The following is a 24023-nucleotide window of genomic DNA, read 5'->3' on the forward strand; positions in this document are numbered from 1 at the left end:
ATGGCCGCTGGAGGTTGGGCGTGATTGATGGCAACCGCCGGACGATGTGAGCTATCGGCTCAGCCGCCAGCCGCTGCGCGGACCACCCTTTCTATGTCAGAGGCTGCGTGTTTCATGTCTTCGTGCTCCCAAACGCGGAGCACCGTCCATCCGAGGGAGCTGAGATGGTCACGGGTCTCATGGTCCCGCTCAACGTTGCGTGCCAGCTTCGCGGCCCACCAGGAGCCGTTGTTCATCGGTGCTGTCTTGTGTTTGGGGCACGCGTGCCAGAAGCATCCGTCGACGAACACGGCGACCTTCGCGCCGGTGAACAGGAGATCGGCTCGCCTGCGTGGCATGCCGGGAAGCTTGGCGTCGACCCGATAGCGGAGGCCGCGTCGGTGGAGTTCTCTTCGGACAAGGATCTCAGGCTGAGTGTCGCGTGTTCTCTGCCGGGACATCCGTCGAGAGGCTGTGATTTCGACCGAGGTCGGGGGGATCACCGGGTTGGTCATGGCGCGTCCTCCAAAGGGGGGATAATCTCACTTATTGTGTCGACCCATACGCCATCATCTGACTCAGGGCCGGCCGCGGCAAAACCGAAGAGCCGCGAACCCAAGATCACGACTCTCGACCTGTTCGCGGGCGCCGGGGGACTGACGGAGGGACTGAACGCCGCTCCGGGAAGGCGGTTCAAGGCGGTCCGTGCCGTTGAGATGGACTCCGCGGCAGCCGCCACGTACACGTTGAACCATGGCGGACAGCTCCGCGACAGCAAGGTCGTCGGCGGTCCCGTGTACGTGGGTGCGATCGAGGACTGGCTGGCCAAGGAGGACGTACCCGAGGTCGACGTGGTCGTAGGTGGGCCACCCTGCCAAGGTTTCTCCACACTCAACCGCGCCGGGGTGGGGTCCCATCGGAACGAGTTGTGGAAGCTGTACGCCGAGACTGTAGAGAGGGCGACCCCGCAGTACTTCGTCCTAGAGAACGTCCCAGCGTTTCTGAAGTCGGAGCAATGGGGTGTCTTCAGGGAAGCACTCGACGGCGGCATCCTCAAGAACTACGAGATTGAGTTCGCCGTATTGAACGCCGCCGACTACGGGGCGTTCCAAGCGCGTAAGCGCGTCATTGTCATCGGTCGTCACAAAGACCTGCCCGCACTTGGCCTGCCGAAGAAGACGCATGAGGGAGCACATCGCAACCTGGCCGAGGCGCTTCTCGGCGTGCCGCGCGCGGTCGACCGCATTGGGATCCCCGAGGGCCGCGTCGAGTTCAGGGGCGGCGAGTTTCCGGGGTGCTTCCGAACACGTGAGCTCCACATCGGACGCCCCTACAGGCAGCTGTCGCTTGACCGATTCGCAGCGATCTCTCATGACGGCGGCAGCCGGTCGGAGCTGCCGGACGACCTCAAGGCGCCATGTTGGCGCAAGCACGCCAAGGGCACAGGCGACGTCATGGGCCGGCTCTACTGGGATAAGCCGTCGGTGACGATCCGCACCGAGTTCTATAAGCCGGAGAAGGGTCGCTACATCCACCCCGACCAAGACCGCGTCATCACGCACTACGAGGCCGCGCTCGTCCAAGGCTTTCGCAAGGACTACCGATGGGTGGGCACTCGTGACGACATCGCGCGCCAGATTGGCAACGCAGTGCCCATCCCGCTTGGAGCAGCCATCGGTCACGTGCTTGTCGATGCATTGCCGCGTGTAGAGACAGGACCGATGCCCTGACGGTGTGACGTCGGCCGGCAGGATCGACCTGCAGCGGTCCGATAGGTCAGGCGCGCTCGCCGGAGGACAGGCAAGCCATCTCGTGGTGGAAATGGGATGTGTCCCCGTGGATCGATTGCGTTTCCGAGCTGGTCTGGTGGGTGACCGCCGTCCCCTGCTTCTCCAGATCCTTGACCCATCCTCGGTTGCACTCGCGGCAACCGGCGTTGATCGTCAGAGCCGTCGCGTTCCACGCGATCGGCCCTCTTCGCGGGCGTCCGCGGTCTTCGATAGGCCGATCCGATTGGCCGTCGGCCGCCGCGGGCCGCACTGGCGCCGCGAACCAACGAAAAACGGCCCCTGGCCCTGGAAGACGATCAAATGTGTCTTCGCAGGTCAGGGGCCGTCTCAGGCACTCAGCCCGTGGGCGTTACCCACGCGGGACAAATCAGATGTCGTAGTACAGCTCGAACTCGTGCGGGTGCGGCCGCAGCTGGATCGGCAGGATCTCCTCGGTGCGCTTGTAGTCGATCCACGTCTCGATCAGGTCGGGCGTGAACACGTCGCCGGCCGTCAGGAACTCGTGGTCGGCCTCGAGGCTGTCGAGCACGGCGCCGAGCGAGGTCGGGACCATGTCGATCTCGGCGTACTCCTCCGGCGGCAGCTCGTAGATGTTCTTGTCGATCGGGGCCGCCGGCTCGATCTTGTTCTTGATGCCGTCGATGCCGGCGAGCAGCAGCGCGGAGAACGCCAGGTACGGGTTGCTCGACGGGTCGGGGCAGCGGAACTCGATGCGCTTGGCCTTGGCGTTCGCACCCGTGATCGGGATGCGGACACAGGCCGAGCGGTTGCGGGCCGAGTAGACCAGCGCGATCGGGGCCTCGAAGCCCGGCACGAGGCGGCGGTAGGAGTTCACCGACGGGTTGGTGAACGCCAGCAGCGACGGCGCGTGCTTCAGGATGCCGCCGATGTACCAGCGGGCCGTGTCGGAGAGTCCGCCGTAGCCGGCCTCGTCGTAGAACAGCGGCTCGCCGTTGTTCCAGATCGACTGGTGCACGTGCATGCCCGAGCCGTTGTCACCGAAGATCGGCTTCGGCATGAACGTCACGGTCTTGTCCTGGGCCCACGCCGTGTTGCGGACGAGGTACTTGAACTTCATCGTGTCGTCCGCGGCCTTGAGCAGCGTGTCGAAGCGGTAGTTGATCTCGGCCTGGCCGGCGGTGCCGACCTCGTGGTGGCCGCGCTCGAGGATGAGGCCGGCGTTCGCCAGGTTCGTCATCATGTCGTTGCGCAGGTCGGCGAAGCGGTCGGTCGGCTGGACGGGGAAGTAGCCGCCCTTGTAGCGGACCTTGTAGCCGCGGTTGTCCGCCAGCTCGTCGCCGGTCGACCAAGCCGACTCGGCCGACTGGATCTCGTAGTAGCTCTTGTTCGCGCTGGTGCCGTAGGCGACGCGGTCGAAGATGTAGAACTCGGCCTCGGGGGCGAAGAACGCCGTGTCGCCGATGCCGGTGGTCTTCAGGTAGGCCTCGGCCTTGCGGGCGATGTTGCGCGGATCGCGCGAGTACGCCTCGCCCGTGATCGGGTCGTGGACGAAGAAGTCCATCGCGATCGTCTTGGGGTTGCGGAAGGGATCCACGTACGCGGTGCCGTAGTCCGGCAGCAGCTTCATGTCCGACTGGTCGATGGTCTGGAACCCGCGGATCGACGAGCCGTCGAACGCGACGCCCTCGGCGGCGGTGTCCTCATCGAATGCCGAGATCGGCATCGTGACCTGCTGCTGGATGCCCGGAAGGTCGGTGAAGCGGATGTCGATGTACTCGACGCCCTCGTCCCGGACAAACTTGAAGAACTCGTCGGCATTGCCGAACATGTGGCCTCCTCGACCGCGATGCAGCGGATAGATCGGTTCGGACGGCATCTCCCTGCGTCCACCTAGAGGCTAGGTGGGGGCAGTTTCCCGTCCATCACCGGATTGTTACATGCAGGTTACGCTGCCGCAGTTCGTTAAATTGACCCGGTGTCGGTGGTCAGTGGTAAGCAGCGAGCGCTCAGCAAGGACTGAGATAGCAGGAAAAATGACTGGACATTCGAACATGTGACCCAATAAGATGTGGGTATGTCTTCGGGGGATGACGAGTTGGTCGGCGCGTTGCGCACGGCTGCTCAGACGGTGCGATCGGTCACCAGCTCGGTGGCCGAGGAGTTGCGCGCGTTGTCCGCGGCCCGCGATGCCGCCGAGGCTGCGATGGCCGAGCGCCTCGCGGAACTCGAGCAGACCCAGGGGTACGTGGCTGAGGACGCGTCCAGTGTGTCGACGTGGGCGCGGTGTGAGTTGCGTCAGGACGCACGGCGCACCCGCCAGCTGATCCGGGCTGCGGGCACGATGCGCGAGCTTTCCGAGGTGGGCCAGGCCGCACGGGCCGGTCGGATCTCGATCGATCATGTCGCGCGGTTCTCGTTCGCGATGGCCCATGTCGACCAGGTCGAGGTGCGACGGTGGGAGTCACACCTGGTCGCGGTGGCGCTGCTGCACCCGCCGTCGCGGGTCCAGTCGCTGGTCGACCGGTTGCGGGCCATCCTCCATGCCGAGGAGCTGGACGAGGCGTGGATCGCCGGCGCCGACAAGGCGCACCTGACGCTGAACGCGTTGCAGGACGGCTGGCACGTCACCGGCTTCCTGCCGATCGACGTCGGGGCGAAGCTCAAGGCCGTGCTCGACGCGGTCTCGGTGCCACGTGAGGCGGGGGACCGGCGATCGGCGTCCGAGCGGCGCATCGACGGACTCGACCAGCTGCTCACCCGTGTGCTCGCCGAGGGCCTGCCCACCGATGGCACGGTGCGACCCCAGATCCACGTCATCGTTGACGCCGGCACCCTGCAGCAGGCGCTCGCGCCCCACACCGAGAGCGCGTTCGAGCCGGTCGAGCCGGCGGTGCTGCACGGGTTCGGCCACATCGGACCGAACCTGCTGGCGCACCTGACCTGTGGTGCCGACCTGATCCCGGTGTTGGTCGACCACGTGGGCCCGAACCGCACCGTGCTGGACGTCGGGCGCCGTCACCGTGACGCGACCGCGAAGCAACGCCACGCGGTCTGGGTCCAGCAAGAAGGCCGCTGCGACACCGACCACTGCCACCATTCGATCGACCACGTCCATCACCGCCAGCGATGGTCCGACGGCGGCCCGACCGACCTGGCCAACCTCGTCGGACTCTGCACCGCCTGCCACCGCCACACCCACCGCCACGACACGACCCTCGCCCGGGCGGGCTGACGGCGCTGCCTAGGCTGGAGGGGTGACCGAGACCTACGACGAGCCCTCGCTGGGCCGGCGCATCGTCGCGCTGCTCATCGACTGGGTGATCGCCAGCCTGTCCGCCGTCGCCCTGTTCGGGTGGGCCGGTGTCCAGTTCCCGCCGGCGGGCATTCGCGACCAGCTGATCATCAACGGCGTCTTCGTGCTCGAGGTGTCGATCCTGCTCGGCCTGGTCGGCTTCTCGATCGGCAAGCGCGTCATGGGCCTGCGACTGATCAACCCCGACGGTAGGCCGATCGGCATCCCTCGCGCGGTGTTGCGCACCGTCCTGCTCAGCTTCGTGATCCCCGCGATCATCATGACCGAGGACAAGCGCGGACTGCACGACCTCGCGGCCGGCAGCAAGGTCGTCCGGGCCTGAGTCAGCCGCGCATCGCCTTGCGCGCGCCCTTCATGCTCGTGGGCATCGGGCCGCGCGGCATGGGGGCGGCCGGACGCATCGCGTCGAGCGCCTTGAGCTTGTAGAGCACGTCGGTCTGCTGGGCGGGCTTGATCGCCTTCGGCAGCTTCTTGACTCGCTTGACCAGGTTGGGCAGGGGGACCTCGCCCTCGCCCCGGCCGACGATCAGCGTCGTCACGGGGACACCGTCGCCGACGATGCGCTGGTGCTTCTTGGCCTCGGAGGCGAGCAGGTTCTTGACCCGCGCGTGCTGGCCCTCGCCCACGAGCACGACGCCGGGGCGGCCGACGAGACGGTGCACGACGTCCTGCTGCTTGGTGAAGCCGACGGCGGGCTTGACGTCCCAGCCGCGGCGGAGCATCTGCAGCGCGCCTGCGCCGGCGCCCAGCTGGCCCTCGGCCTGCTGGTACATCGACTTCTCGGCGCGCTTGCCGAACACGATCATCGTGACCAGCAGCGAGGTCGTCAGCGCCAGCACCGCGGTGATGATGATCGAGAACCAGGCGGTGCCCAGCAGGAGCACGCCGAGGGCGGCCACGGCGGCTGCGGACAGGACGAAGACGCCCAGCAGCAGCAGGCCGATGCGCGGCTGGGTCTTCTTCGTCATCTGGTACGCATTGCGCAACTGCGCGAGGCGACCGGTGGGCACGGCGGGTGCGGGGCTGGACATAAGCCCGATTCTACGTCAGGCCCGGGCGTCCATGGCCTGCTGGTAGAGCCTTCCGGCGCGGTACGACGAACGAACCAGCGGTCCGGACATGACACCGGAGAAGCCGATCTCGTCCGCCTCCTGCTGCAGCTCGACGAACTCCTCGGGCTTGACCCACCGCTCGACGGGGTGATGACGGGCCGAGGGACGCAGGTACTGGGTGATCGTGATGAGCTCGCACCCGGCCGCGTGCAGGTCGCGCAGCGCCTGCGAGACCTCCTCGCGGGTCTCGCCCAGGCCCAGGATCAGGTTGGACTTGGTGACGAGGCCGAACGCCCGCGCCTGCGTGATGACGTCGAGCGAGCGCTCGTAGCGGAACGCCGGGCGGATGCGCTTGAAGATGCGCGGCACGGTCTCGACGTTGTGGGCGAGCACCTCGGGACGAGACTCGAAGACCTCGGTGAGCAGCTCGGGGATGCCGTTGAAGTCGGGGATGAGGTTCTCGACGCCCGTGCCGGGGTTCAGCTCGTGGATCTTGCGGACCGTCTCGGCGTACAGCCAGGCGCCGCCGTCGGGCAGGTCGTCGCGGGCGACGCCCGTGATGGTGGCGTACTTCAGATCCATCGTGCGGACGCTCTCGGCCACGCGGCGCGGCTCGTCACGGTCCAGGTCGGCGGGCTTGCCCGTGTCGATCTGGCAGAAGTCGCAGCGGCGCGTGCACTGCTCGCCCCCGATGAGGAAGGTCGCCTCGCGGTCCTCCCAGCACTCGAAGATGTTGGGGCAGCCGGCTTCCTGGCAGACCGTGTGCAGACCCTCGCTCTTCACGAGCTTCATCAGCTCGTTGTACTCGGGGCCCATCTTGGCGCGGGTCTTGATCCACGCGGGCTTCTTCTCGATCGGCGTCTCGGCGTTGCGAACCTCGAGTCGCAACATCTTGCGTCCTTCGGGAGCGATGGTCACGGAGCCCACCCTACGCGGGGGTCCTGATCGGGTCTGTGAAGTGCCTCTCGCCCCCTAGGCTGAGCCGGTGAGAACTCGGGTCGACACGACGCAGCGATGGGCCTATCCACTCATCATGGTGCTGTTGGCCGTGGGACTGGGCATCTCCGGAGCGCCCGCGCCGCTGTACGGCGTGTATGCCGCCGAGTGGGACTTCGCGCCCATCACCACGACCGTCGTCTTCGCGGTCTACGCGTTCGGGGCGCTGGTCAGCGTCCTGCTGACCGGTCCGGTGTCCGACCGAGTCGGGCGGCGTCCCGTCCTCATCGCGGCGGTGCTGGCGCTGCTGGTCGGACTCGCGCTGTTCATCCTGGCCGAGTCCGTCGCCTGGCTCGTCGTTGCTCGAGCGGTCCACGGCGTCGGCGTCGGCGCGATCGTCGTGGCCGCCTCGGCGGCGCTGCTCGACCTGCAGCCCGAGGAGGGCGCTCGGTCGGGCAAGCGCACGGGTGTGGCGTTCAACGTCGGCATCGCGATCTCGATCATGGTGACCGCGCTGATCGCGCAGTACGGGGCACACCCGCTGGTGACGCCGTACGTGCTGCTGGCCGTCCTGATCGCCGGTCTGCTGGTGGCGGTCCTGGTGATGAGGGAGCCGCACGCGAGTCACGGAGCGGGCCACCTGCGCATCGCGCGGCCCCGGGTGCCGGCGTCGATCAGCGCGGACTTCCGGTTCGCGGCCATCGGGGTCATGGCCTCGTGGTCCGTCCTGGGCGTCTTCCTGTCGCTGTTCCCGAAGATCGCATCCGACGCCGTGGGCACCGACAACCTCGTCTTCGGCGGCTCCGTCGTGGCGCTGTCGGCCTTCGCCGCCGCGATCAGCCAGCTCGTCGCCGTGCGGTGGACGCCCCGGGTGGCGGCGGTCGCCGGCGACGCGGGCACGGCGGTGATGCTGCTGGTCAGCATCGTGGCGATCCGCACCGGCTCGGCGTCGGCGATCCTGCTCACCTCGACCGTGCTGGGCTTCTTCTTCGGCATGGCGTTCGGCAGCTCGCTGCGCCACCTCGGCGACGTCGTGCCCGCGAATCACCGGGGCGAGGTCATGAGCGCCTTCTACGTCCTGGCGTACTCCGCGATGGCGGTGCCCACGATCCTGGCGGGCTGGGCGGCGACGACGTGGAGCCCCGAGCAGATCCTCGCGCCGTTCCTGGCCTGCGTGGCGCTGGCCAGCGTCGTCGCGGGAGTCCTGGGCTGGCGGCTCGACGCGCCCGACGCGGACGCGGTCATCGACTGAGCGGAGAGCTCACAGCAGTGGCACCGAGGCGTGCTCGACGCGCTCGATGTCGGGAGAGGGCTCGTACGAGCCCCACGTGAGCAGGTCGCCCAGATGCGCGATCACCCGGGGCGCCACGTCGAGCGGTCGGATGTCGCGCCCCAGCTCGCGGTCGAGCGAGGTGACGCCGGCGTCGGCGATGCCGCAGGGGACGAAGCGGTCGTACCAGTCCATGTCGACGTCGCAGTTGAGGCTGAAGCCGTGCATCGTCACGCCGCGCGAGACCCGGATGCCGATCGCGGCGATCTTGCGCTCAGGGCGGCCCGGAGCGGCCGGCAGCCAGACTCCGGAGCGGCCGGGAACGCGACCGGTGACGACGTCCAGCTCGGCGAGCGTGCGGATCACCGCCTCCTCGATCCGGCGCACGTAGTCGACGACCAGGACGTGCGAGGGCAGCTTCACGATCGGGTAGCCCACCAGCTGTCCGGGGCCGTGGAAGGTGATCTTGCCGCCCCGGTCGACGTCCACGACGGGAGTGCCGTCCTGCGGACGCTCGTGCGGCTCCGTGCGCCGGCCGGCGGTGTAGACGGGCGGGTGCTCCAAGAGCAGGACCGTGTCCTCGATCGCGTCGGCGACCCGGTCGGCGTGCACGTCGCGCTGGAGGTCCCACGCCTGCGTGTACTCGAGCGCGGCGTCGCCGTACCAGTCCTGGAGGAAGCGCACGCGATCAGCCTACGGGGCAACGCAGGATCGTCAGGTCCAACCAGCGGTCGAACTTGCGGCCGACCTCGGCCAGGTGGCTGGTCTGCTCGAAGCCGAGATCCTCGTGCAGCTCGATCGAGACGGTGTTGCCCGACTCGATGAGGGCGAGCACGACATGGACGTCGGGGGAGTCGTAGGCATGGCCCAGCAGGGCGATCAGCAGCTCGCGCGCGATGCCGCGGCGGCGGTGGTCGCGGTGCACGTACACCGAGTTCTCGACGGTGTGCCGGTAGGAGCTGCGGGGGCGGAACGGTCCGTACGAGGCGTAGCCGGCGACCGCGCCGCCGGTCTCGGCGACGAGCACGGGGTACCCGGCCGTGACCAGCTTCTCGTACCAGCGGACGCGGTCGGCCAGATCGACGGGCGTCTCGTCCCAGATCGCCGTCGTGTTCAGGATCGCCTCGTTGTGGATGTCGAGGATCACGGGAAGGTCGGCCGGGGTCGCCTCACGGATGGTCGCCACGGGTCCATCGTGGCAGGGCTGTGGAGGAAGAGTCGACATCCGGGGCGACGTGGCGCGAGGCTGCGGCCATGGGGGAGTGGATCGCGGCTCTCGTCGCGCTGGTCGTTCCGGGCACCGGCGGCTGCGACGCCCTGGCAGCGCTCGACGTCGTCCGCACCACCGCGTGGACCACCGGTGGCGACCGGCTCCTGGCTGGGGTCTACGTCGACGGTGCGGGCCGTCCCGACGTCGAGCGGCTCCGAGCTTGGCGCGAGCGGGGCATCACCGTCGAGGGGGCGCGGACGATCCGCGCGTCCTGCCGGGACGGCGGACCCGGCGGCGTCGAGGTCGTCGAGCGGCTCGGTCCCACCGTGGCCGTGATGCCGGACGGGAGTCGCAGGACCCTGCCGGCCGACGGCTGGAGCCGCCGGACCGTCACGCTCGACCGCGAGGGCGGCCGGTGGCGGATCGTGCGGGTGGCGTGAGACTCAGGCGCCGCGGCCGAGTGCCGTGCGCAGCACGCGGTCGATGCCGGGGTCGGCGAAGGAGAAGCCGTCGGCCATGAGCGCGGCGGGACGCAGGCGCAGCGAGCCCAGCAGGTCGTCGGCGAGTCCGCCCAGCGCGAGCCGGACGGCGACCGACGGCGCAGCCAGCACGGCCGGCCGGCGCAACGTCGAGGCGAGCGTGCTGGTGAAGTCGCGGTTGGTGACGTCGTCGGGGATGGCCAGGTTGACCGGGCCGCTCAGCTCGCCCTCGATCACGTGGGTGACGGCGGTGACCCAGTCGCGGCGCGAGATCGTCGAGAAGTACTGGTCGCCGCTGCCGAGCCGGGCGCCCAGGCCCAGCCGGAACGGCGGCAGCATCAGCTTGAGCGCGCCACCGGAACGGTCCAGGACGACCGAGGTGCGCAGGTAGGCGACGCGGGCGCCGACCTCGACAGCGGGTGCGGCGGCGGCCTCCCACTGCTGGGCGACGTCGGCGAGGAAGCCCGTTCCGGGGCCGGAGGTCTCGTCCAGCTCGTCGTCGCCACGATCGACGCCGTACCAGGACATCCCGGAGCCGGACAGGAACGCCGCGGGCGTGCGCGAGGCGGCGATGGCGCGCGCCAGGGTGTTCGTGGCGCCGAGGCGCGAGGAGAGGATCTCGTCCTTGCGGCCGGGAGTGCGCGGCCACTGCTGGATGGGGGAGCCGGAGAGGTTGACGACGGCGTCGGCCGAGCTGACGAGCTCCTGGTCGACGAGGCCCTCCGAGGGCTTCCACCAGGACTCGCCGGTGCCCGCCGTGCGGCGTACCAGCGCGATGACGTCGTGTCCGCGCTGGCGCAGATGATGGACGAGGGGCGCGCCGAGAAATCCCGACGCGCCCCCCACCACGATCCGCATGGTCAGCCCAGCTCGCCCTCGAAGGCGCCGGCCTGCAGCCGCTCCTTGATCGCCGTCAGGAAGCGACCGGCGTCGGCCCCGTCGATGATGCGGTGGTCGTACGTCAGGGCCAGGTAGGCCATCGACCGGATCGCGATCGACTCGGAGCCGTTCGCGTCGGTGATGACCACGGGGCGCTTGACGATCGAGCCGACACCGAGGATCGCGACCTGCGGCTGGTTGATGATCGGCGTGTCGAACAGGGCGCCGTTGCTGCCCAGGTTCGTGATCGAGAACGTGCCGCCGGAGAGCTCGTCGGGCAGCACCTTGTTGTTGCGGGTGCGGTCCGCGATGTCGGCGATCTTGCGCGCCAAGCCGGCGATGTTGAGGTCGCCCGCGTCCTTGATGGTCGGCGCCAGCAGTCCACGCTCGGTGTCGACCGCGATCGACAGGTGCTCACCGTCGGGGTAGGTGACGGTGCCGCCCTCGAGGTCGAGTGCCGCGTTGACCTGCGGGTACTGCTTGAGCGCCTCGATGGCGGCCTTCGCGAAGAACGGCAGGTACGTCAGCTTGACGCCCTCGCGCTCCAGGAACGCGTCCTTGTGCTGGGCGCGCAGTCGCACGACCTCGGTGACGTCGACCTCGTGCACCTGCGTGAGCTGGGCCGAGACCTGCAGCGACTCGACCATGCGCGTGGCGATGGTCTTGCGCAGCCGCGTCAGCTTGTCGGTGCGTCCACGCAGCGGGGACGGGGCGGACGGCGCGGACGCCGGAGCCGAGGACGCGGCGGGCGCCGACTCCTGGGCCGGGGCCTGCGCGGCCTTGTTCTTCTCGGCGGCGTCGAGGATGTCCTGCTTACGGATGCGTCCGCCGACACCGGAGCCGGTGACGGCGGCCAGGTCGACGCCGTGCTGCTTGGCCAGCTTGCGCACGATCGGCGTCACGTAGCCCTCGCTGGAGCCGGCGTCGGACGAGGAGTCGGACTCCTGCGCCTTCGGCTGCTCCTGCTGGGGCTCCTCGGCCTTGGGCTCTTCGGCCTTGGGCTCTTCGGCCTTGGGCTCTTCGGCCTTGGGCTCTTCGGCCTTCGGCTCCTCAGCCTGGGGCTCCGGCTTCGGCTCCTCGGCCTCGGGCTCGGACGCGGCGGGCGCCGCGCCCTCCTCGCCGATGATGGCCAGCTCGGCTCCGACCTCGACGGTCTCGTCCTCGGCGACCTTGATCTCCAGCAGCGTGCCGGAGACGGGGGAGGGGATCTCGGTGTCGACCTTGTCGGTCGAGATCTCCAGCAGCGGCTCGTCGACCTCGACGGTGTCGCCGACGGACTTGAGCCACTGGGTGACGGTGCCCTCGGTGACGGACTCGCCCAGCGCGGGCAGGGTCACGGCCTGGCCGCCGGACGAGGTCGGCTTGGCCTCCGGCTCTTGGGCGGGCGCCTCCTCGTCAGCCTCGGCAGCCGGCTCCTCGGCCTCGGCGGCCGGCTCCTCGGACTGGGGCTCGACCTCGGCCTCTTCGCCGTCGAGGTTCGTGTCGCCCGCGGCCTCAGCGGCGTCGGAGCCACCGTCGGACGAGGACTCGCCCTCGTCGCCGATGATCGCCAGCACGGCGCCCACCTCGACGGTGTCGTCCTCCTCGGCACGGATCTCGAGGATCGTGCCGGCGACGGGGGAGGGGATCTCGGTGTCGACCTTGTCGGTCGAGATCTCCAGCAGCGGCTCGTCGACCTCGATCGTGTCGCCGACCGACTTGAGCCACTGGGTGACGGTGCCCTCGGTGACGGACTCTCCGAGAGCGGGAAGGGTGACTTCGGTTGCCATGTGGTTGTCCTGTTCGGTTCTCAGGCGTGCGAGTGCAGCGGCTTGCCGGCCAGGGCGAGAGCCGCCTCGCCGAGGGATTCGTTCTGGGTGGGGTGGGCGTGGATGAACTCCGCGACATCGTCGGGGTAGGCCTCCCAGCCGACCCACAGCGTCGCCTCGCCGATCTGCTCGCCCATGCGCGCGCCGAGCATGTGGACACCCACGATCGGGCCGTCCTTCTCGCGGACGACCTTCACGACACCCGCGGTCTGCAGGATCTGGCTCTTGCCGTTGCCGCCGAGGTTGTACTCGACCGTCTCGACCTCGCCGTGCTTTTCCTTGGCCTGGGCCTCGGTCAGGCCGACCGACGCCAGCTCGGGCTCGCAGTAGGTGACGCGGGGGATGTTCGAGTCGATGACCGGGCGCGGGTTGAGGCCCGCGATCTCCTCGGCCACGAAGATGCCGTGGGCGAAGCCGCGGTGCGCGAGCTGCAGGCCGGGGACCAGATCGCCGACCGCGTAGACGCCGTCGACGTTGGTGCGCAGGCGCTCGTCGGTGGGGACCCAGCCGCGCTCGACGTTGACGCCGGCCTCCTCGAAGCCCAGGCCGGCCGAGCGCGGGCCACGGCCCACGGCGACCAGGACGACGTCGGTCTCGATGGTGTCGCCGTTCTCGAGGGTGACGACGGCACCGTCGTCGCTCTGCTCGACGCCGGTGAACTTCACGCCGGTCTTGAAGGCGATCTTGCGCTTGCGGAAGGCGCGCTCGAGTCCCTTGCTGAGGATCGGGTCCTCGAGCGGGACGAGCGTCGGGAGCGCCTCGATGATGGTGACCTCGGCGCCGAAGGAGTTCCACACGGAGGCGAACTCGACGCCGATCACGCTGCCGCCGATGATGACGGCGCGCTTCGGGACCTCGTCCAGGTGGAGCGCCTGGTCGCTGGTCATGACCCGGCCGCCGATCTCGATGCCGAGCGTGCGCGGCTCCGAGCCCGTGGCGAGCACGACGTTGGTGCCGGTGTAGCGCTGGCCGTCGACCTCGACGGTCTTGGCGTCGACGAGTCGGCCCTCGCCCTCGATGACGGTGATGCCGCCGGACTTCACCAGCCCGGTGAGGCCCTTGTAGAGGCGGTCGATGACGCCCTGCTTGTAGGCGTTGACCTTGGTCATGTCGACGCCGTCGAAGCTGGTGTGGACGCCGATCGAGTCGCCCTCACGGGCGGTCTGGGCGACCTCGGCCGCGTGCAGCAGCGCCTTGGTGGGGATGCAGCCTTCGTGGAGGCACGTGCCACCCACCTTGGCCTTCTCGATCATGGCAACGGTCTTGCCGAGCTGGACAGCGCGCAGTGCACACGCATAGCCCCCGCTTCCGGCTCCGAGAATGACGATGTCGAACGAATGGGGTGCGTCGTCGGGCACGATGTCCTCCGGGTAGGTGGTCTCCAGTCATCTTGTCACCTGCTCGGTAACGGCTGCCACCGGGGAGCCGTCGATGGGCGTGTTCGGCGAGGTGGGCGCCACGAGTGGGCGACGTCCGGCAGAATTGCGCCGTGGGTCTTTTCAAGCGTCGCCGTCGCACCGATGCCGGTGCAGTCGTGTCCGATCGCGACGCCACGCGGGCCGACCTGGCCGCCCTGCGTGAGTTCGCCTCCTCCCGTTCGGGGGTCGAGGCGTATGTCGAGCCCCAGACCACCGTCACCCAGACGACGGTCGTGTTCGTGGCGTCCGACGGCGAGTGGACCCGCCGCCGCATCCCGAGCGTGAAGGCCGCGTCGGACCTGGCCCGCAGTCTCAAGATCCCGATCTACGACGCGAACCGCGTGGGCTACCCCCAGCGCATGCGCGACTACAACGCCCGCGCGAGCGCCAAGAAGACCAGTGTCGAGGTCGAGCGCGGTGACTACAGCCCGGCGCAGTTCGGCGCGATCATGACGCTCGAGACGATCGCCGGCACCGATCCGCTGCCGCGCAATCCGTCGAAGTCCGATCTCGAGAAGGTCCTGCGCGCCGCCCGCGGCAAGGCCCACCCGGACCGCACCGGCGGCGACCGCACCCGCTGGGACAAGGTCGAGCAGGCCGCCCGCACCCTCGGTCTCTGAGCGGCGCCGCCGGCCTCAGTGCCAGCCGCGGGGGTCCAGTCCGCCGGGGTGCGCGACCGCCGGGTCGTAGGGCTCGCGGGACAGGATGAACGACGCGAGGTCCAGCGACCCGTCGGGCCGCACCACCAGGCGCTCGCCGGCGAAGTAGGTGTCCAGCCCGCGCCAGCCGTCACCGTCGCGCACGAAGCGCGAGCGCCGGTTGGCCATGGCGTCGGAGAGATGGAAGCCGTCGGCCGTCGCCTCGAGCCGGTAGGGGACAGGACCCCAGAACCAGTCGCCCACGAGCTCGGCGACGTCGGGCGCGGGCTCGACGGCGGGCGTGGCCGTGGGCCGCTGGTCGAGCATCGTGGCGGAGTCGAGCAGCCGGGTGGCGAGGTCGCCCAGGCGCAGGGTGTCGTTCACCAGGACGACGACGCCCCAGCCGCTCTCGGGCTCGGCGATGGCGGTGGCCAGGAATCCGGGCATCGAGCCGCCGTGGCCGACCCGGCGGCCGGTTCCGTTGCCGGGCCAGATGCGCCAGCCCAGTCCCTGCGCGGTCGCCCAGGGGACGCCGGGCCGGTCGTCGACGGCGAGCGGGACGACCATCTCGGTCCACGTCGAGGTCGAGAGCACCTCCCCGGTGTCGCCGGCGGCGAAGGAGGCCCAGCGGGCCAGCTCCTCGGCGCCGGCCCACAGCTGTCCGGCGGGCGCCATCGCCCCGGCGTCGTGGTGGGGCTCGACCATGAGCCGGTCATCCGCGGGGTGGTGGGACAGTCCCGTCGCGGCATCGGAGCCGGGCTGCAGGGTGACGCCGCGCATGCCCAGCGGCTCGAGGATCCCCGCGCGGACGGCGTCGAACCAGGACGTCTGGCGCAGCACCTCGACGAGGCGACCCAGGACGGCGAAGCCGACGTTGGAGTAGTGGAACCGGGTGCCGGGCGTGTGGACCAGGTCCAGGCCCGAGCCGACGAGGTCGTCCCAGTCGCCGCCGGGCGTGCGCTCCCACCACTCGCCGTTCGTCTCGGCCTGCAGCCCCGAGGTGTGCGTCAGCAGCTGCGCGACCGGCACCTGCCCGAAGGGGACGTCGGGCAGGTGCCGGTCGATGCGATCGGCGAGCTCGAGGCGGCCTTCGTCACGCAGTCGCATGACCTCGACGGCGACGAACGTCTTGGTGATGGAGCCGATGCGGTACTGCGTCGCGGGCGTCGCGGCAGCGCCGTCACGACCGTCGACCGTGCCGACGGCACCGGACCAGTGCACCTCGCCGTCGCGCACGAGCGCGGCGCTCACGGACGCAGAGCCCGAGGCCTCCCGCTCGGCGAGCAGGAGGTCGTCGAAGGCTGCCACGCCCGTCAGCCGAGGTCGCGAGCGAGACGGACGAGGGTGCGCACGCCGGCGCCGGTGCCGCCGCCGGGCGTGTAGTCGTACGCGCCGCCGTCGTTGTAGCCGGGCCCGGCGATGTCCAGGTGCGCCCACGAGGCCTCGCCGACGAAGGCGCGCAGGAAGGCGGCGGCGAACAGCGTGCCGCCGTAGGGCTTCGGGTTGTGCTGACGCAGGTCGGCGATGGCCGAGGTCGTGACGGCGGCGCCGATCTCCTCGGTGATCGGCAGGCGCCACATCGGCTCGCCGGCGAGGTCGGCGGCGGCCAGCACGCGCTCCTGAAGGTCGTCGTCGTTGCCCAGGACGGCGGTGGTGCGCAGGCCGAGAGCGACCATCGCGGCGCCGGTGAGGGTCGCGACGTCGATCACGTGGTCGGGCTCGCTCTCGACCGCGAGGGCCAGGCCGTCGGCCAGGACCAAGCGGCCCTCGGCGTCGGTGTTGTGGACCTCGACGGTGGCGCCCGAGCGCATGCGCAGGACGTCACCGGGGCGGGTGGCCGTGCCGCTGGGCAGGTTCTCGGCGATGCAGGCGTAGGCGGTCACGCGGATCGGCAGGCCGAGGCGGGCGATGGCGTTGGTGGCGGCGACGATCGCGGCGGCGCCGCCCATGTCGCACTTCATCGTCATCATCGAGGCGCCCGGCTTGAGCGAGAGGCCGCCCGAGTCGAAGGTGATGCCCTTGCCCACCAGCGCGAGGTGCTTGGTGGCGCCCTCGGGGTTGTAGGTCAGGCGGACCAGGCGCGGCGGGGCGTCCGAGCCGGCGCCGACGCCGAGGATGCCGCCGCAGTTCTCCTTGGCGAGGCGCTTCTCGTCCCAGATCGTGACGCGCACGCCGGCCGGGGCCGCCGCCTTGATCGCGTCGGCGAATGCGGGCGGGCGCAGGTCGCCGGGGGGCGTGTTGACCCAGTCGCGGGCCACGCAGGTGGCCTCGGCGACCACGACGGCCTCCTCGACGAGGCGCTTGGTCGCGGCCTTGCGGGCGTCGGGGCTGAGGATCGTGACGGTGTCGACGACCGTGGTCTTGTCGCGCGCCTCGGCGCCCTTGTAGTCCAGGTACGTGTAGGTCGTCAGGACGGCGGCCTCGGCGATGGCGGCCAGGTCGGCCTCGGGCAGACGGCTGGGGTCGATGCCGATCCGGGTGGCCTTCGGCACGGCGCGCAGGCCCTTCGCGACGGCACGGCGCTGCTGCTCGGCGGTGGGCTCGGCGGCGGTGGCGACCCAGGCGGTCACCTGCGCATCGCCGCTCGGGACGACGGCGACGTCGCCCGTCTCGCCGGTGAATCCGAAGGCGGCCCACGGGACTGCGTCCGGGAGCTCGGAGCCGGTCGGCAACAAGGTGACGACGGCGTCGACGGTGGGCAGGGTGGCGCGCAACTGGACCGTGGACATGCTGACACTGTAGTCAGCGGTAGTTTGGCCCGCATGGACCTGCTCCAGTCGCCCTTGCGCGAGCGGCACGAGGCGCTCGGCGCCAAGTTCTCCGAGTTCGGTGGGTGGTCGATGCCCCTCGAGTACGCCGGGGGCGGTGTGCTCGCCGAGCACAAGGCCGTCCGCGAGGCGGTCGGCCTGTTCGACGTCAGTCACCTGGGCAAGGCCCTCGTGCGCGGCACCGGCGCGGCGGAGTTCGTGAACTCCTGCCTGACGAACGACCTGGGTCGCATCGCGCCGGGCAAGGCCCAGTACACGCTGTGCTGCTCCGAGGACGGCGGGACGGTCGACGACCTCATCGCCTACCTGCGCAGTGACTTCGAGGTCTTCCTGATCCCGAACGCCGCGAACAACGCCGAGGTCGTGCGCCTGCTGCAGGCTGCGGCGCCCGAGGGCGTCGAGGTCGAGAACCAGCACCGCGACCACGCCGTCCTGGCGATCCAGGGCCCGTTGAGCGACGAGCTGCTCGGTGCCCTCGGCCTGCCGGCCGACCACGAGTACATGTCGTTCACGACCGGGACGGTCGAGGGCGTGGAGCTGACCGTCTGCCGGACGGGCTACACCGGCGAGCGCGGCTACGAGCTGGTCGTCCCGGCCGAGGACGCGGTTCCGGTCTGGGACGCCGTCATGGCGGCGGGGGAGTCCCTGGGCATCCGGGCCTGTGGGCTCGCCTCCCGCGACACGTTGCGCACCGAGATGGGCTACCCGTTGCACGGTCACGAGCTGTCGGCCGAGGTCACGCCCGTGATGGCGCGCACCGGCTGGGCGGTCGGCTGGTCCAAGCCCGCGTTCTGGGGCAAGGAGGCGCTGGAGCGCCAGCGGGCCGAGAAGAAGGTGCGCACGCTGCGCGGCCTGCTCTCACAGGGACGCGGCATCCCGCGCCCGGGGATGGCGGTCCACGACGCCGACGGCGGCACCCTCGGTGAGGTCACGTCGGGCACCTTCTCGCCGACCCTGCGTCAGGGCATCGGCCTGGCCCTGCTGGAACCCTCCGTCGAGGACGGCTCGACGGTCACGGTCGACGTCCGCGGTCGCCGGGAGTCCTTCACCGTCACCAAGCCCCCGTTCGTCCGAGCATCCACCAAGGAGAGCTGACATGACCTGGTCCTGGCAGTACGAGAACAGCGCCGGCGAGGCGACCGGCACGTCCGAGGCGTTCGACCAGCGCAGCGAGGCCGAGACGTGGATCGGCACGAGCTTCGAGGACCTGCTCGAGGACGGCGTCGAGCAGGTCCGTCTGTTGCAGGACGGGACCGAGGTCTACGGACCGATGTCGCTGCGGCCCGAGTAGGGCCCCCGGCCTGGCGACTCAGTAGTGGTCGCGCAGCGGCTGCCCGACCGCGATGGCGGGCTTCGGCAGACGCATGCGGCGGATCTGGGTGCTGCGCAGGACGGCGTAGAGCACCGCGCCGCGACGCTCGGGCTTGGTGAAGCGCTTGCCCAGCTCGCGCTTGAGCGTGAACAGCAGCCAGACCTCGTCGATGATCGTCGCGAAGATCGTGACGGTCCAGAGGCTGAAGACGACCGAGGCCAGCGACGGGAAGAAGCTGAGCACCAGGATGATCACCAGGATCGGCAGCATGAACTCGGCGACGGTGCGCCGGCGGTCGACGGCGTCGCGGGCGAGGGCCTTGGCCGGGCCGCGGTCGCGAGCCGGCAGGTCGGCGGTCGAGCCGCCGCCCATGAGCGCCTGACGCTGCTTGTCGCGAGCGGCCGCACGGCGGCGGCGCTCGCGCTCGGCCTGCTCCTTGCGGGTCAGGGGGCGCTTCATCTGGGCCTTGCGGGCGGCCTCGGCCTCCTTGCGGCTGCGGGTGGGGCCGCTCTTGCGCTGGGGGGTCGGATCGGCTGCGTCGTTCACGCCTTGGACCCTACAAGGCCGGGCCGCGTGCTGGTGCGCACGGCTAGGGTGGTGCCATGGCAGACGGCGGCATCTGGGGACGTGTCACGGGACTGTTCCGCGCGCGCAAGAACGGCAACGACGGCCCCAGCCAGGAGGAGGTGCGCGAGCGTCTCGACGAGGCGTACCGCACCCAGTCGCAGCTGCTGGCCCAGGTGCGCCGCGGTGTCGCCGACGTCTCGACCAGCCGCAAGCGCGTCGAGATCCAGCTGGCCTCGCTGCGCCGCGAGATCGAGACCGCCGGCGCCGAGGCCAAGGCTGCGGTCGACCGCGGCGACGACACGGACGCGCGTCGCGCGCTCGAACGACAGGTGACGCTGGAGAAGGCGGCGACCGAGCTCGACGAGCGCCGGGCGCAGCTGCGGTCCGAGGAGGACCGGCTGAACGGCTCGGCCGCGTCGATCGAGCGCCAGATCGAGGACTTCCGGGTCCGCAAGGACACGCTCGCCGCCCGGTACTCCGCCGCCCAGGCGCGCCAGGAGATCCAGGGCGCCACCGCCGGGATCGGCGCGACCAGCGGCGAGGTGGGCCGCGTGATGGCCGACGCCGAGCGGCACACCCGCGAGCTCGAGGCCACCGCCGACGCGGTGGACGAGCTGATGAACGAAGGCATCCTGACGCGACCGGGGGAGTCGCAGGACGAGGCGCTGCTGCGACGATTCGACGAGGCGCTCGACTCGGTCCCCACCGAGCCGCGCCGCGTGGAGGGAGACGACCATGGCCCGCACCAGATTTCGCAGTGATCGCGGCCTGACCCTGCGGATGGGCGGGGTCGGGCTGGGACTGGTCCTGCTCTACGTGGCGTTCGGCGCGTTCCTGATCTCGAGCACCAACATGGTGTTCGGACTCATCGTCGTCCTCGGCATGTCGTGGGGACAGTGGTACTTCTCCGACTCGCTCGCGCTCAAGTCGATGGGCGCCCACGTCGTCGAGCCCGAGCAGGCGCCCGAGCTGCACGCGATGATCGACCGGCTCGTCGCGCTGGCCGACATGCCGAAGCCGCGTGTCGCCGTGGCGGTGACCGAGATGCCGAACGCCTTCGCGACCGGTCGCTCGCCGAACCACTCGGCCGTGTGCGTCACGACCGGCATCATGCAGCGCCTCGACGCCGACGAGCTGGAGGGCGTGCTGGCCCATGAGCTGGCCCACGTCGCCAACCGCGACGTCTCGGTCATGACCGTGGCGTCCTCGCTCGGCCTGCTGGCGGGATTCCTGACCCGCTGGGGCATGTGGTTCGGCGGCGGCCGCGACCGCAACAGCGGCCCGGCGATGATCGTCGTCATCTTGGTCAGCGTCGTCGTGTCGGCGATCAGCTTCGTTCTCACGCGCGCACTGTCGCGCTACCGCGAGCTCAGCGCCGACCGCTCGGGCGCCTACCTGACCGGCCGTCCGTCGAAGCTCGCTTCGGCGCTGGTGAAGATCTCCGGCGACATGGCCCGGATCCCCACCTCCGACCTGCGCGAGGCGCAGTCGATGAACGCCTTCTTCATCGCTCCCGCCGTCAACGGGCAGAGCGTGCAGGAGATCATGTCGACGCACCCGCCGCTGCAGGCCCGCCTCGACCAGCTCGCCCGCATCGGCGCCGACCTGTCCGAGCGACGCTGACGTGGGCTTCCTCGACGGTCTGCTCGGCCGCAGCAAGCCCCCGAAGGCGAACCTCGACGTCCTGTTCTCGGTCCCGCAGGCGGCCCTGACCCTGCAGGCCGAGGGCTTCACGTTCACCGGGCAGGGTGCGGTGTGCTTCCGCGACGGCGAGGGGCGCGCGGACGACGAGGTGATCGCCTCGGCGCAGGAGATGATCCGCACCGATCCCACCGCCTCGGTCGAGCTGAACCACGACGAGTTCGGGTTCTCCTGGCTGGAGGTCTCCCGGCCGTCGAGCGACGTCGCCAACCTCGTCACCGACCTGCACGCCGTGAACTCCACGATGGCCGACCAGGGCTTCGACACCGCGATGCTGTGCTCGACCGTGGTGTTCGAGTACGAGGGCCACCGCCTGGCGCTGGTGTACCTGTTCAAGCGCGGGACGTTCTACCCGTTCGTCCCCGATCCGGCGGGCGCGCGCCGCCGCGACAACCCCACTGAGCTGCGGATGCGGGCCCTGATCGAGAAGGACGTGCCCATCGAGCCCGACCTGGGCCGATGGCTCGCCATCTGGGGTGCGCCCGGCCTCTGACGGCCAGATCCGGACACCGCCGCCGGGGTTGCGCGCGATACCTTGGGCCTCGTGACCCTCGACTCCCTCTCCCGAGACCAGCTCGAAGCGTTCCTGGCCGAGCAGCAGCAGGCGTACACCGCGCTGCAGCAGGCCGGTCTGAAGCTCGACATCACCCGCGGCAAGCCCTCGGCGGCCCAGCTCGACCTCTCGCAGGACCTGTTGACGGCACCGCTGACCGATCACCTCTCGGACGGGGTCGACGTCCGCAACTACGGCGGCGGGACCGGCCTGACCGAGCTGCGCTCGATCTTCGCCGAGCTCCTCGGCGTGCCGGTCGAGCAGCTGGTGGCCGGCAACAACGCCAGCCTGTCGATGATGCACGACTCGATCGTGTTCGCGCTGCTGCACGGCACGCCCGAGTCCCCGACGCCGTGGCGCGACGGTCCGATCAAGTTCCTGTGCCCGTCGCCGGGCTACGACCGTCACTTCGCGATCTGCGTGCACCTCGGCATCGAGATGATCCCGGTCGCGATGCTCGACGACGGTCCCGACATGGCGGCCGTGCGCGAGCACGTCACCGACCCGGCGGTCAAGGGCATCTGGCTCGTCCCGACCTACGCCAACCCCACCGGCGCGGTCGTCAGCCAGGAGGTGGCCGCCGAGCTGGCCGCGCTGCAGACGGCGGCTCCGGACTTCCGCATCATGTGGGACAACGCGTACGCGGTCCACGACCTCACCGACGAGCACGCGAAGCCCGTCGACATCCTCGGCCTGTGCGCCTCCGCGGGGCACCCCGAGCGCGCCCTGGTGTTCGCGTCGACGTCGAAGATCACGCTGGCCGGCTCCGGCGTCAGCTTCCTCGCGGGCTCGCCGGCGAACATCGCCTGGTACCTGTCGCACACCGCGTTCCGCACGATCGGGCCGGACAAGGTCAACCAGCTGCGCCACGCCCGGTTCCTCGGCAGCCCGCAGGGCGTGCTCGACCTGATGGCCCGCCACCGCGAGATCCTGCGGCCGAAGTTCGACACGGTGCTGCGCCTGCTGTCCGAGCGGCTGGGCCCGCACGGGGTCGCGACCTGGACCGAGCCGCGCGGCGGGTACTTCGTCAGTCTGGACGTCGTCGACGGCACCGCCTCGCGCGTCGTGCAGCTGGCCAAGGAGGCCGGCATCTCGCTGACGCCGGCGGGCGCCTCGTTCCCGTACGGCAAGGACCCGCGCGACCGCAACATCCGCATCGCCCCGTCCTTCCCGCCGCTGGACGAGCTCACGCAGGCGATGGAGGGACTGACGACCTGCGTCCTGCTCGCCGCCGCCGAGAAGGCTCTCGCCGCCTGACGTGCGCATCGTCGTCGCGCCCGACAAGTTCGCGGGCACGCTGACCGCTCCCGAGGCAGCCCGGGCGATCGCCCGGGGGTGGCGACGCAGCGCGCCCGGGGACGACCTCGTCGAGGCCCCCATGGCCGACGGCGGCCCGGGGTTCGCCGACGCGCTCCACAGCGCCTTCGGCGACTCCTCGCGGATCGAGGTCGTCACGGTGCCCGGCCCGCTCGGCGAGCCGACGCCCGTCGGACTGCTGCTGCAGGGTGAGACCGCGTACCTCGAGTCCGCGCAGGCGTGCGGACTGCACCTCGTGACGGGGGAGCGTCCGATGGACGCGACCACCGTCGGGGTCGGCCGAGCCATCGCGGCCGCGGTCGACGGGGGAGCGCGACGGATCGTGGTCGGTCTGGGCGGCAGCGCCACGACCGACGGAGGCGCGGGTCTGCTGGCGGCCCTCGGTGCCACGGCGGACGTTCCGCTCGACGCCGGGCCGGCCGGTCTCGACGGCGTCAGCCACGTCGACCTAGGTGCCGTCCGCGACCGGCTCGCCGGCGTCGAGCTGGTCGTGGCGGCCGACGTCGAGACGACCCTGCTGGGGATGTTCGGCGCCGCGCGCACGTTCGGCCCGCAGAAGGGGCTCACCGACGAGCAGATCCTCACCGTCGACCACCGGCTCGACCAGTTCGTGCAGGCGGTGTGCGGCACGACCCCCGCCGAGCGACGCGTCGCCGACCTCAAGGGCGCGGGCGCCGCGGGCGGGATCGGCTTCGCCCTCATGGTCCTGGGCGCCGAGGTCACGTCCGGCATCGCGCTGGTCGCCGAGGCGTCCGGCCTGGACGAGCTCCTCGAGGGAGCCGACCTGGTGCTGTCGGGGGAGGGGGCCTTCGACTACTCCTCCCGCGCGGGCAAGGTCGTCCACGGCGTCGCCACGGTCGCCATGCGCCACGCGGTGCCCTGCGTCGTGCTGGCCGGTCGCATCGACGTCGGCAGCCGCGAGATGCGTGCCCTCGGGGTCGAGTCGGCCTACAGCCTGGTCGACCGCGTGGGGGAGGAGGCCGCGCTGGCCGAGCCCGCCCGGCACCTGAGCGACCTCGCCGCGCGGGTCGCGCGCTCGTGGTCGGCCTGACCCCTTCGGCCTGCTGCGCTG

General features: G+C 70.5%; 25 protein-coding genes. 13 read left to right on the forward strand and 12 right to left on the reverse strand.

All coding sequences use genetic code 11. The annotated features are described in order from the left end of the window. Nucleotides 1-59 precede the first annotated feature (59 nt). Nucleotides 60-494, reverse strand: coding sequence for a very short patch repair endonuclease (locus tag NP095_RS05675; RefSeq protein WP_306173286.1), 435 nt, complete (start codon nucleotides 492-494; stop codon nucleotides 60-62). 36 nt (nucleotides 495-530) lie between these two features. Here NP095_RS05675 and NP095_RS05680 point away from each other — a divergent pair, with 36 nt between their 5' ends. Continuing rightward, entirely contained in the window at nucleotides 531-1709 is a 1179-nt protein-coding gene (locus NP095_RS05680; RefSeq protein WP_256766122.1) for a DNA cytosine methyltransferase, read from the forward strand. Between the two features lie 427 nt (nucleotides 1710-2136). Here NP095_RS05680 and glnA read toward each other — a convergent pair whose 3' ends face one another. Further along, complete coding sequence (gene glnA, locus NP095_RS05685; protein WP_232416932.1) at nucleotides 2137-3558, reverse strand: type I glutamate--ammonia ligase; 1422 nt, start codon at nucleotides 3556-3558, stop codon at nucleotides 2137-2139. 246 nt (nucleotides 3559-3804) lie between these two features. Between glnA and NP095_RS05690 the strand changes: the two genes are divergently transcribed. Both NP095_RS05690 and NP095_RS05695 read left to right on the forward strand, forming a co-directional pair. Further along, on the forward strand, nucleotides 3805-4962 hold the full coding sequence (locus NP095_RS05690; RefSeq protein WP_256766123.1) for an HNH endonuclease: 1158 nt from the start codon (nucleotides 3805-3807) through the stop codon (nucleotides 4960-4962). A gap of 22 nt (nucleotides 4963-4984) precedes the next feature. Then, nucleotides 4985-5365 carry an RDD family protein gene (locus NP095_RS05695; protein WP_232416930.1) on the forward strand — a complete coding sequence of 127 codons (381 nt, stop codon included), beginning with the start codon at nucleotides 4985-4987 and terminating at the stop codon, nucleotides 5363-5365. Between the two features lies 1 nt (nucleotide 5366). On the opposite strand, the gene NP095_RS05700 is transcribed toward NP095_RS05695, so the two are convergent. Beyond that, a complete protein-coding gene (locus tag NP095_RS05700; protein WP_232416929.1) occupies nucleotides 5367-6074 on the reverse strand; it encodes a DUF4191 domain-containing protein in 708 nt (235 codons plus the stop codon). A 15-nt stretch (nucleotides 6075-6089) separates the two neighbouring features. After that, entirely contained in the window at nucleotides 6090-6986 is an 897-nt protein-coding gene (lipA, locus tag NP095_RS05705; protein ID WP_232417424.1) for a lipoyl synthase, read from the reverse strand. A gap of 94 nt (nucleotides 6987-7080) precedes the next feature. Between lipA and NP095_RS05710 the strand changes: the two genes are divergently transcribed. Then, complete coding sequence (locus tag NP095_RS05710; protein WP_232416928.1) at nucleotides 7081-8283, forward strand: MFS transporter; 1203 nt, start codon at nucleotides 7081-7083, stop codon at nucleotides 8281-8283. Between the two features lie 9 nt (nucleotides 8284-8292). Here NP095_RS05710 and lipB read toward each other — a convergent pair whose 3' ends face one another. Continuing rightward, complete coding sequence (gene lipB, locus NP095_RS05715; protein WP_232416927.1) at nucleotides 8293-8985, reverse strand: lipoyl(octanoyl) transferase LipB; 693 nt, start codon at nucleotides 8983-8985, stop codon at nucleotides 8293-8295. 4 nt (nucleotides 8986-8989) lie between these two features. Further along, complete coding sequence (locus tag NP095_RS05720) at nucleotides 8990-9487, reverse strand: GNAT family N-acetyltransferase (protein ID WP_232416926.1); 498 nt, start codon at nucleotides 9485-9487, stop codon at nucleotides 8990-8992. Between the two features lie 68 nt (nucleotides 9488-9555). On the opposite strand from NP095_RS05720, the gene NP095_RS05725 reads away from it, so the two are divergent. After that, nucleotides 9556-9951: a hypothetical protein gene (locus tag NP095_RS05725; protein ID WP_232416925.1), complete on the forward strand. Its 396-nt coding sequence runs from the start codon at nucleotides 9556-9558 to the stop codon at nucleotides 9949-9951. A 3-nt stretch (nucleotides 9952-9954) separates the two neighbouring features. Here the strand turns inward: NP095_RS05725 and NP095_RS05730 are convergent, their stop codons facing one another. The 3 genes from NP095_RS05730 to lpdA are packed head-to-tail and all read right to left on the reverse strand — an operon-like array spanning nucleotide 9955 to nucleotide 14035. After that, entirely contained in the window at nucleotides 9955-10848 is an 894-nt protein-coding gene (locus NP095_RS05730; RefSeq protein WP_232416924.1) for a TIGR01777 family oxidoreductase, read from the reverse strand. Nucleotides 10849-10850: 2 nt separating this feature from the next. After that, nucleotides 10851-12638, reverse strand: coding sequence for a 2-oxoglutarate dehydrogenase, E2 component, dihydrolipoamide succinyltransferase (gene sucB, locus NP095_RS05735; protein ID WP_232416923.1), 1788 nt, complete (start codon nucleotides 12636-12638; stop codon nucleotides 10851-10853). Between the two features lie 20 nt (nucleotides 12639-12658). Further along, complete coding sequence (lpdA, locus tag NP095_RS05740; RefSeq protein ID WP_232416922.1) at nucleotides 12659-14035, reverse strand: dihydrolipoyl dehydrogenase; 1377 nt, start codon at nucleotides 14033-14035, stop codon at nucleotides 12659-12661. 131 nt (nucleotides 14036-14166) lie between these two features. Between lpdA and NP095_RS05745 the strand changes: the two genes are divergently transcribed. Beyond that, the gene (locus NP095_RS05745; RefSeq protein WP_249377850.1) at nucleotides 14167-14715 is read left to right on the forward strand and encodes a hypothetical protein; all 549 of its coding nucleotides are present in this window, start codon (nucleotides 14167-14169) and stop codon (nucleotides 14713-14715) included. Between the two features lie 15 nt (nucleotides 14716-14730). On the opposite strand, the gene NP095_RS05750 is transcribed toward NP095_RS05745, so the two are convergent. After that, nucleotides 14731-16041 (reverse strand): serine hydrolase domain-containing protein, encoded by a 1311-nt coding sequence (locus NP095_RS05750; protein WP_232416921.1) that lies wholly within the window; start codon nucleotides 16039-16041, stop codon nucleotides 14731-14733. A gap of 5 nt (nucleotides 16042-16046) precedes the next feature. Further along, entirely contained in the window at nucleotides 16047-17462 is a 1416-nt protein-coding gene (locus NP095_RS05755) for a leucyl aminopeptidase (RefSeq protein WP_232416920.1), read from the reverse strand. A gap of 33 nt (nucleotides 17463-17495) precedes the next feature. On the opposite strand from NP095_RS05755, the gene gcvT reads away from it, so the two are divergent. Then, nucleotides 17496-18596, forward strand: coding sequence for a glycine cleavage system aminomethyltransferase GcvT (gcvT, locus tag NP095_RS05760; protein ID WP_232416919.1), 1101 nt, complete (start codon nucleotides 17496-17498; stop codon nucleotides 18594-18596). Nucleotide 18597: 1 nt separating this feature from the next. Further along, entirely contained in the window at nucleotides 18598-18792 is a 195-nt protein-coding gene (locus NP095_RS05765) for a hypothetical protein (protein ID WP_232416918.1), read from the forward strand. Between the two features lie 18 nt (nucleotides 18793-18810). On the opposite strand, the gene NP095_RS05770 is transcribed toward NP095_RS05765, so the two are convergent. Then, nucleotides 18811-19359, reverse strand: a complete 549-nt coding sequence (locus tag NP095_RS05770) for a DUF3043 domain-containing protein (protein WP_232416917.1) — start codon at nucleotides 19357-19359, stop codon at nucleotides 18811-18813. 56 nt (nucleotides 19360-19415) lie between these two features. On the opposite strand from NP095_RS05770, the gene NP095_RS05775 reads away from it, so the two are divergent. From NP095_RS05775 to NP095_RS05795, 5 genes are read left to right on the forward strand one after another with little or no spacing between them, the layout of a single operon-like run. Next, the gene (locus NP095_RS05775) at nucleotides 19416-20141 is read left to right on the forward strand and encodes a PspA/IM30 family protein (protein WP_232416916.1); all 726 of its coding nucleotides are present in this window, start codon (nucleotides 19416-19418) and stop codon (nucleotides 20139-20141) included. Continuing rightward, a complete protein-coding gene (htpX, locus tag NP095_RS05780) occupies nucleotides 20116-21003 on the forward strand; it encodes a zinc metalloprotease HtpX (protein WP_232416915.1) in 888 nt (295 codons plus the stop codon). The genes NP095_RS05775 and htpX overlap by 26 nt, the downstream gene beginning before the upstream one ends. 1 nt (nucleotide 21004) lies before the next feature. Further along, nucleotides 21005-21574: a PspA-associated protein PspAB gene (pspAB, locus tag NP095_RS05785; RefSeq protein WP_232416914.1), complete on the forward strand. Its 570-nt coding sequence runs from the start codon at nucleotides 21005-21007 to the stop codon at nucleotides 21572-21574. 51 nt (nucleotides 21575-21625) lie between these two features. Continuing rightward, a complete protein-coding gene (locus tag NP095_RS05790; protein ID WP_256766124.1) occupies nucleotides 21626-22891 on the forward strand; it encodes an aminotransferase class I/II-fold pyridoxal phosphate-dependent enzyme in 1266 nt (421 codons plus the stop codon). 1 nt (nucleotide 22892) lies between these two features. Continuing rightward, entirely contained in the window at nucleotides 22893-24002 is a 1110-nt protein-coding gene (locus NP095_RS05795; RefSeq protein WP_232416913.1) for a glycerate kinase family protein, read from the forward strand. Nucleotides 24003-24023: the final 21 nt, after the last annotated feature.

This window comes from Aeromicrobium duanguangcaii (genome assembly GCF_024508295.1).
In the GTDB taxonomy this organism is placed as follows: Bacteria; Actinomycetota; Actinomycetes; order Propionibacteriales; family Nocardioidaceae; genus Aeromicrobium; species Aeromicrobium duanguangcaii.

Bases quoted from the DNA above. Each gene is read 5' to 3' on its own strand.
- NP095_RS05675 (WP_306173286.1), bottom strand. From the start codon at position 494: ATGACCAACCCGGTGATCCCCCCGACCTCGGTCGAAATCACAGCCTCT.
- glnA (WP_232416932.1), bottom strand. From the start codon at position 3,558: ATGTTCGGCAATGCCGACGAGTTCTTCAAGTTTGTCCGGGACGAGGGC.
- NP095_RS05690 (WP_256766123.1), top strand. From the start codon at position 3,805: ATGTCTTCGGGGGATGACGAGTTGGTCGGCGCGTTGCGCACGGCTGCT.
- NP095_RS05700 (WP_232416929.1), bottom strand. From the start codon at position 6,074: ATGTCCAGCCCCGCACCCGCCGTGCCCACCGGTCGCCTCGCGCAGTTG.
- lipA (WP_232417424.1), bottom strand. From the start codon at position 6,986: ATGTTGCGACTCGAGGTTCGCAACGCCGAGACGCCGATCGAGAAGAAG.
- NP095_RS05725 (WP_232416925.1), top strand. From the start codon at position 9,556: ATGGGGGAGTGGATCGCGGCTCTCGTCGCGCTGGTCGTTCCGGGCACC.
- NP095_RS05730 (WP_232416924.1), bottom strand. From the start codon at position 10,848: ATGCGGATCGTGGTGGGGGGCGCGTCGGGATTTCTCGGCGCGCCCCTC.
- sucB (WP_232416923.1), bottom strand. From the start codon at position 12,638: ATGGCAACCGAAGTCACCCTTCCCGCTCTCGGAGAGTCCGTCACCGAG.
- NP095_RS05755 (WP_232416920.1), bottom strand. From the start codon at position 17,462: ATGTCCACGGTCCAGTTGCGCGCCACCCTGCCCACCGTCGACGCCGTC.
- gcvT (WP_232416919.1), top strand. From the start codon at position 17,496: ATGGACCTGCTCCAGTCGCCCTTGCGCGAGCGGCACGAGGCGCTCGGC.
- NP095_RS05765 (WP_232416918.1), top strand. From the start codon at position 18,598: ATGACCTGGTCCTGGCAGTACGAGAACAGCGCCGGCGAGGCGACCGGC.
- NP095_RS05775 (WP_232416916.1), top strand. From the start codon at position 19,416: ATGGCAGACGGCGGCATCTGGGGACGTGTCACGGGACTGTTCCGCGCG.
- htpX (WP_232416915.1), top strand. From the start codon at position 20,116: ATGGCCCGCACCAGATTTCGCAGTGATCGCGGCCTGACCCTGCGGATG.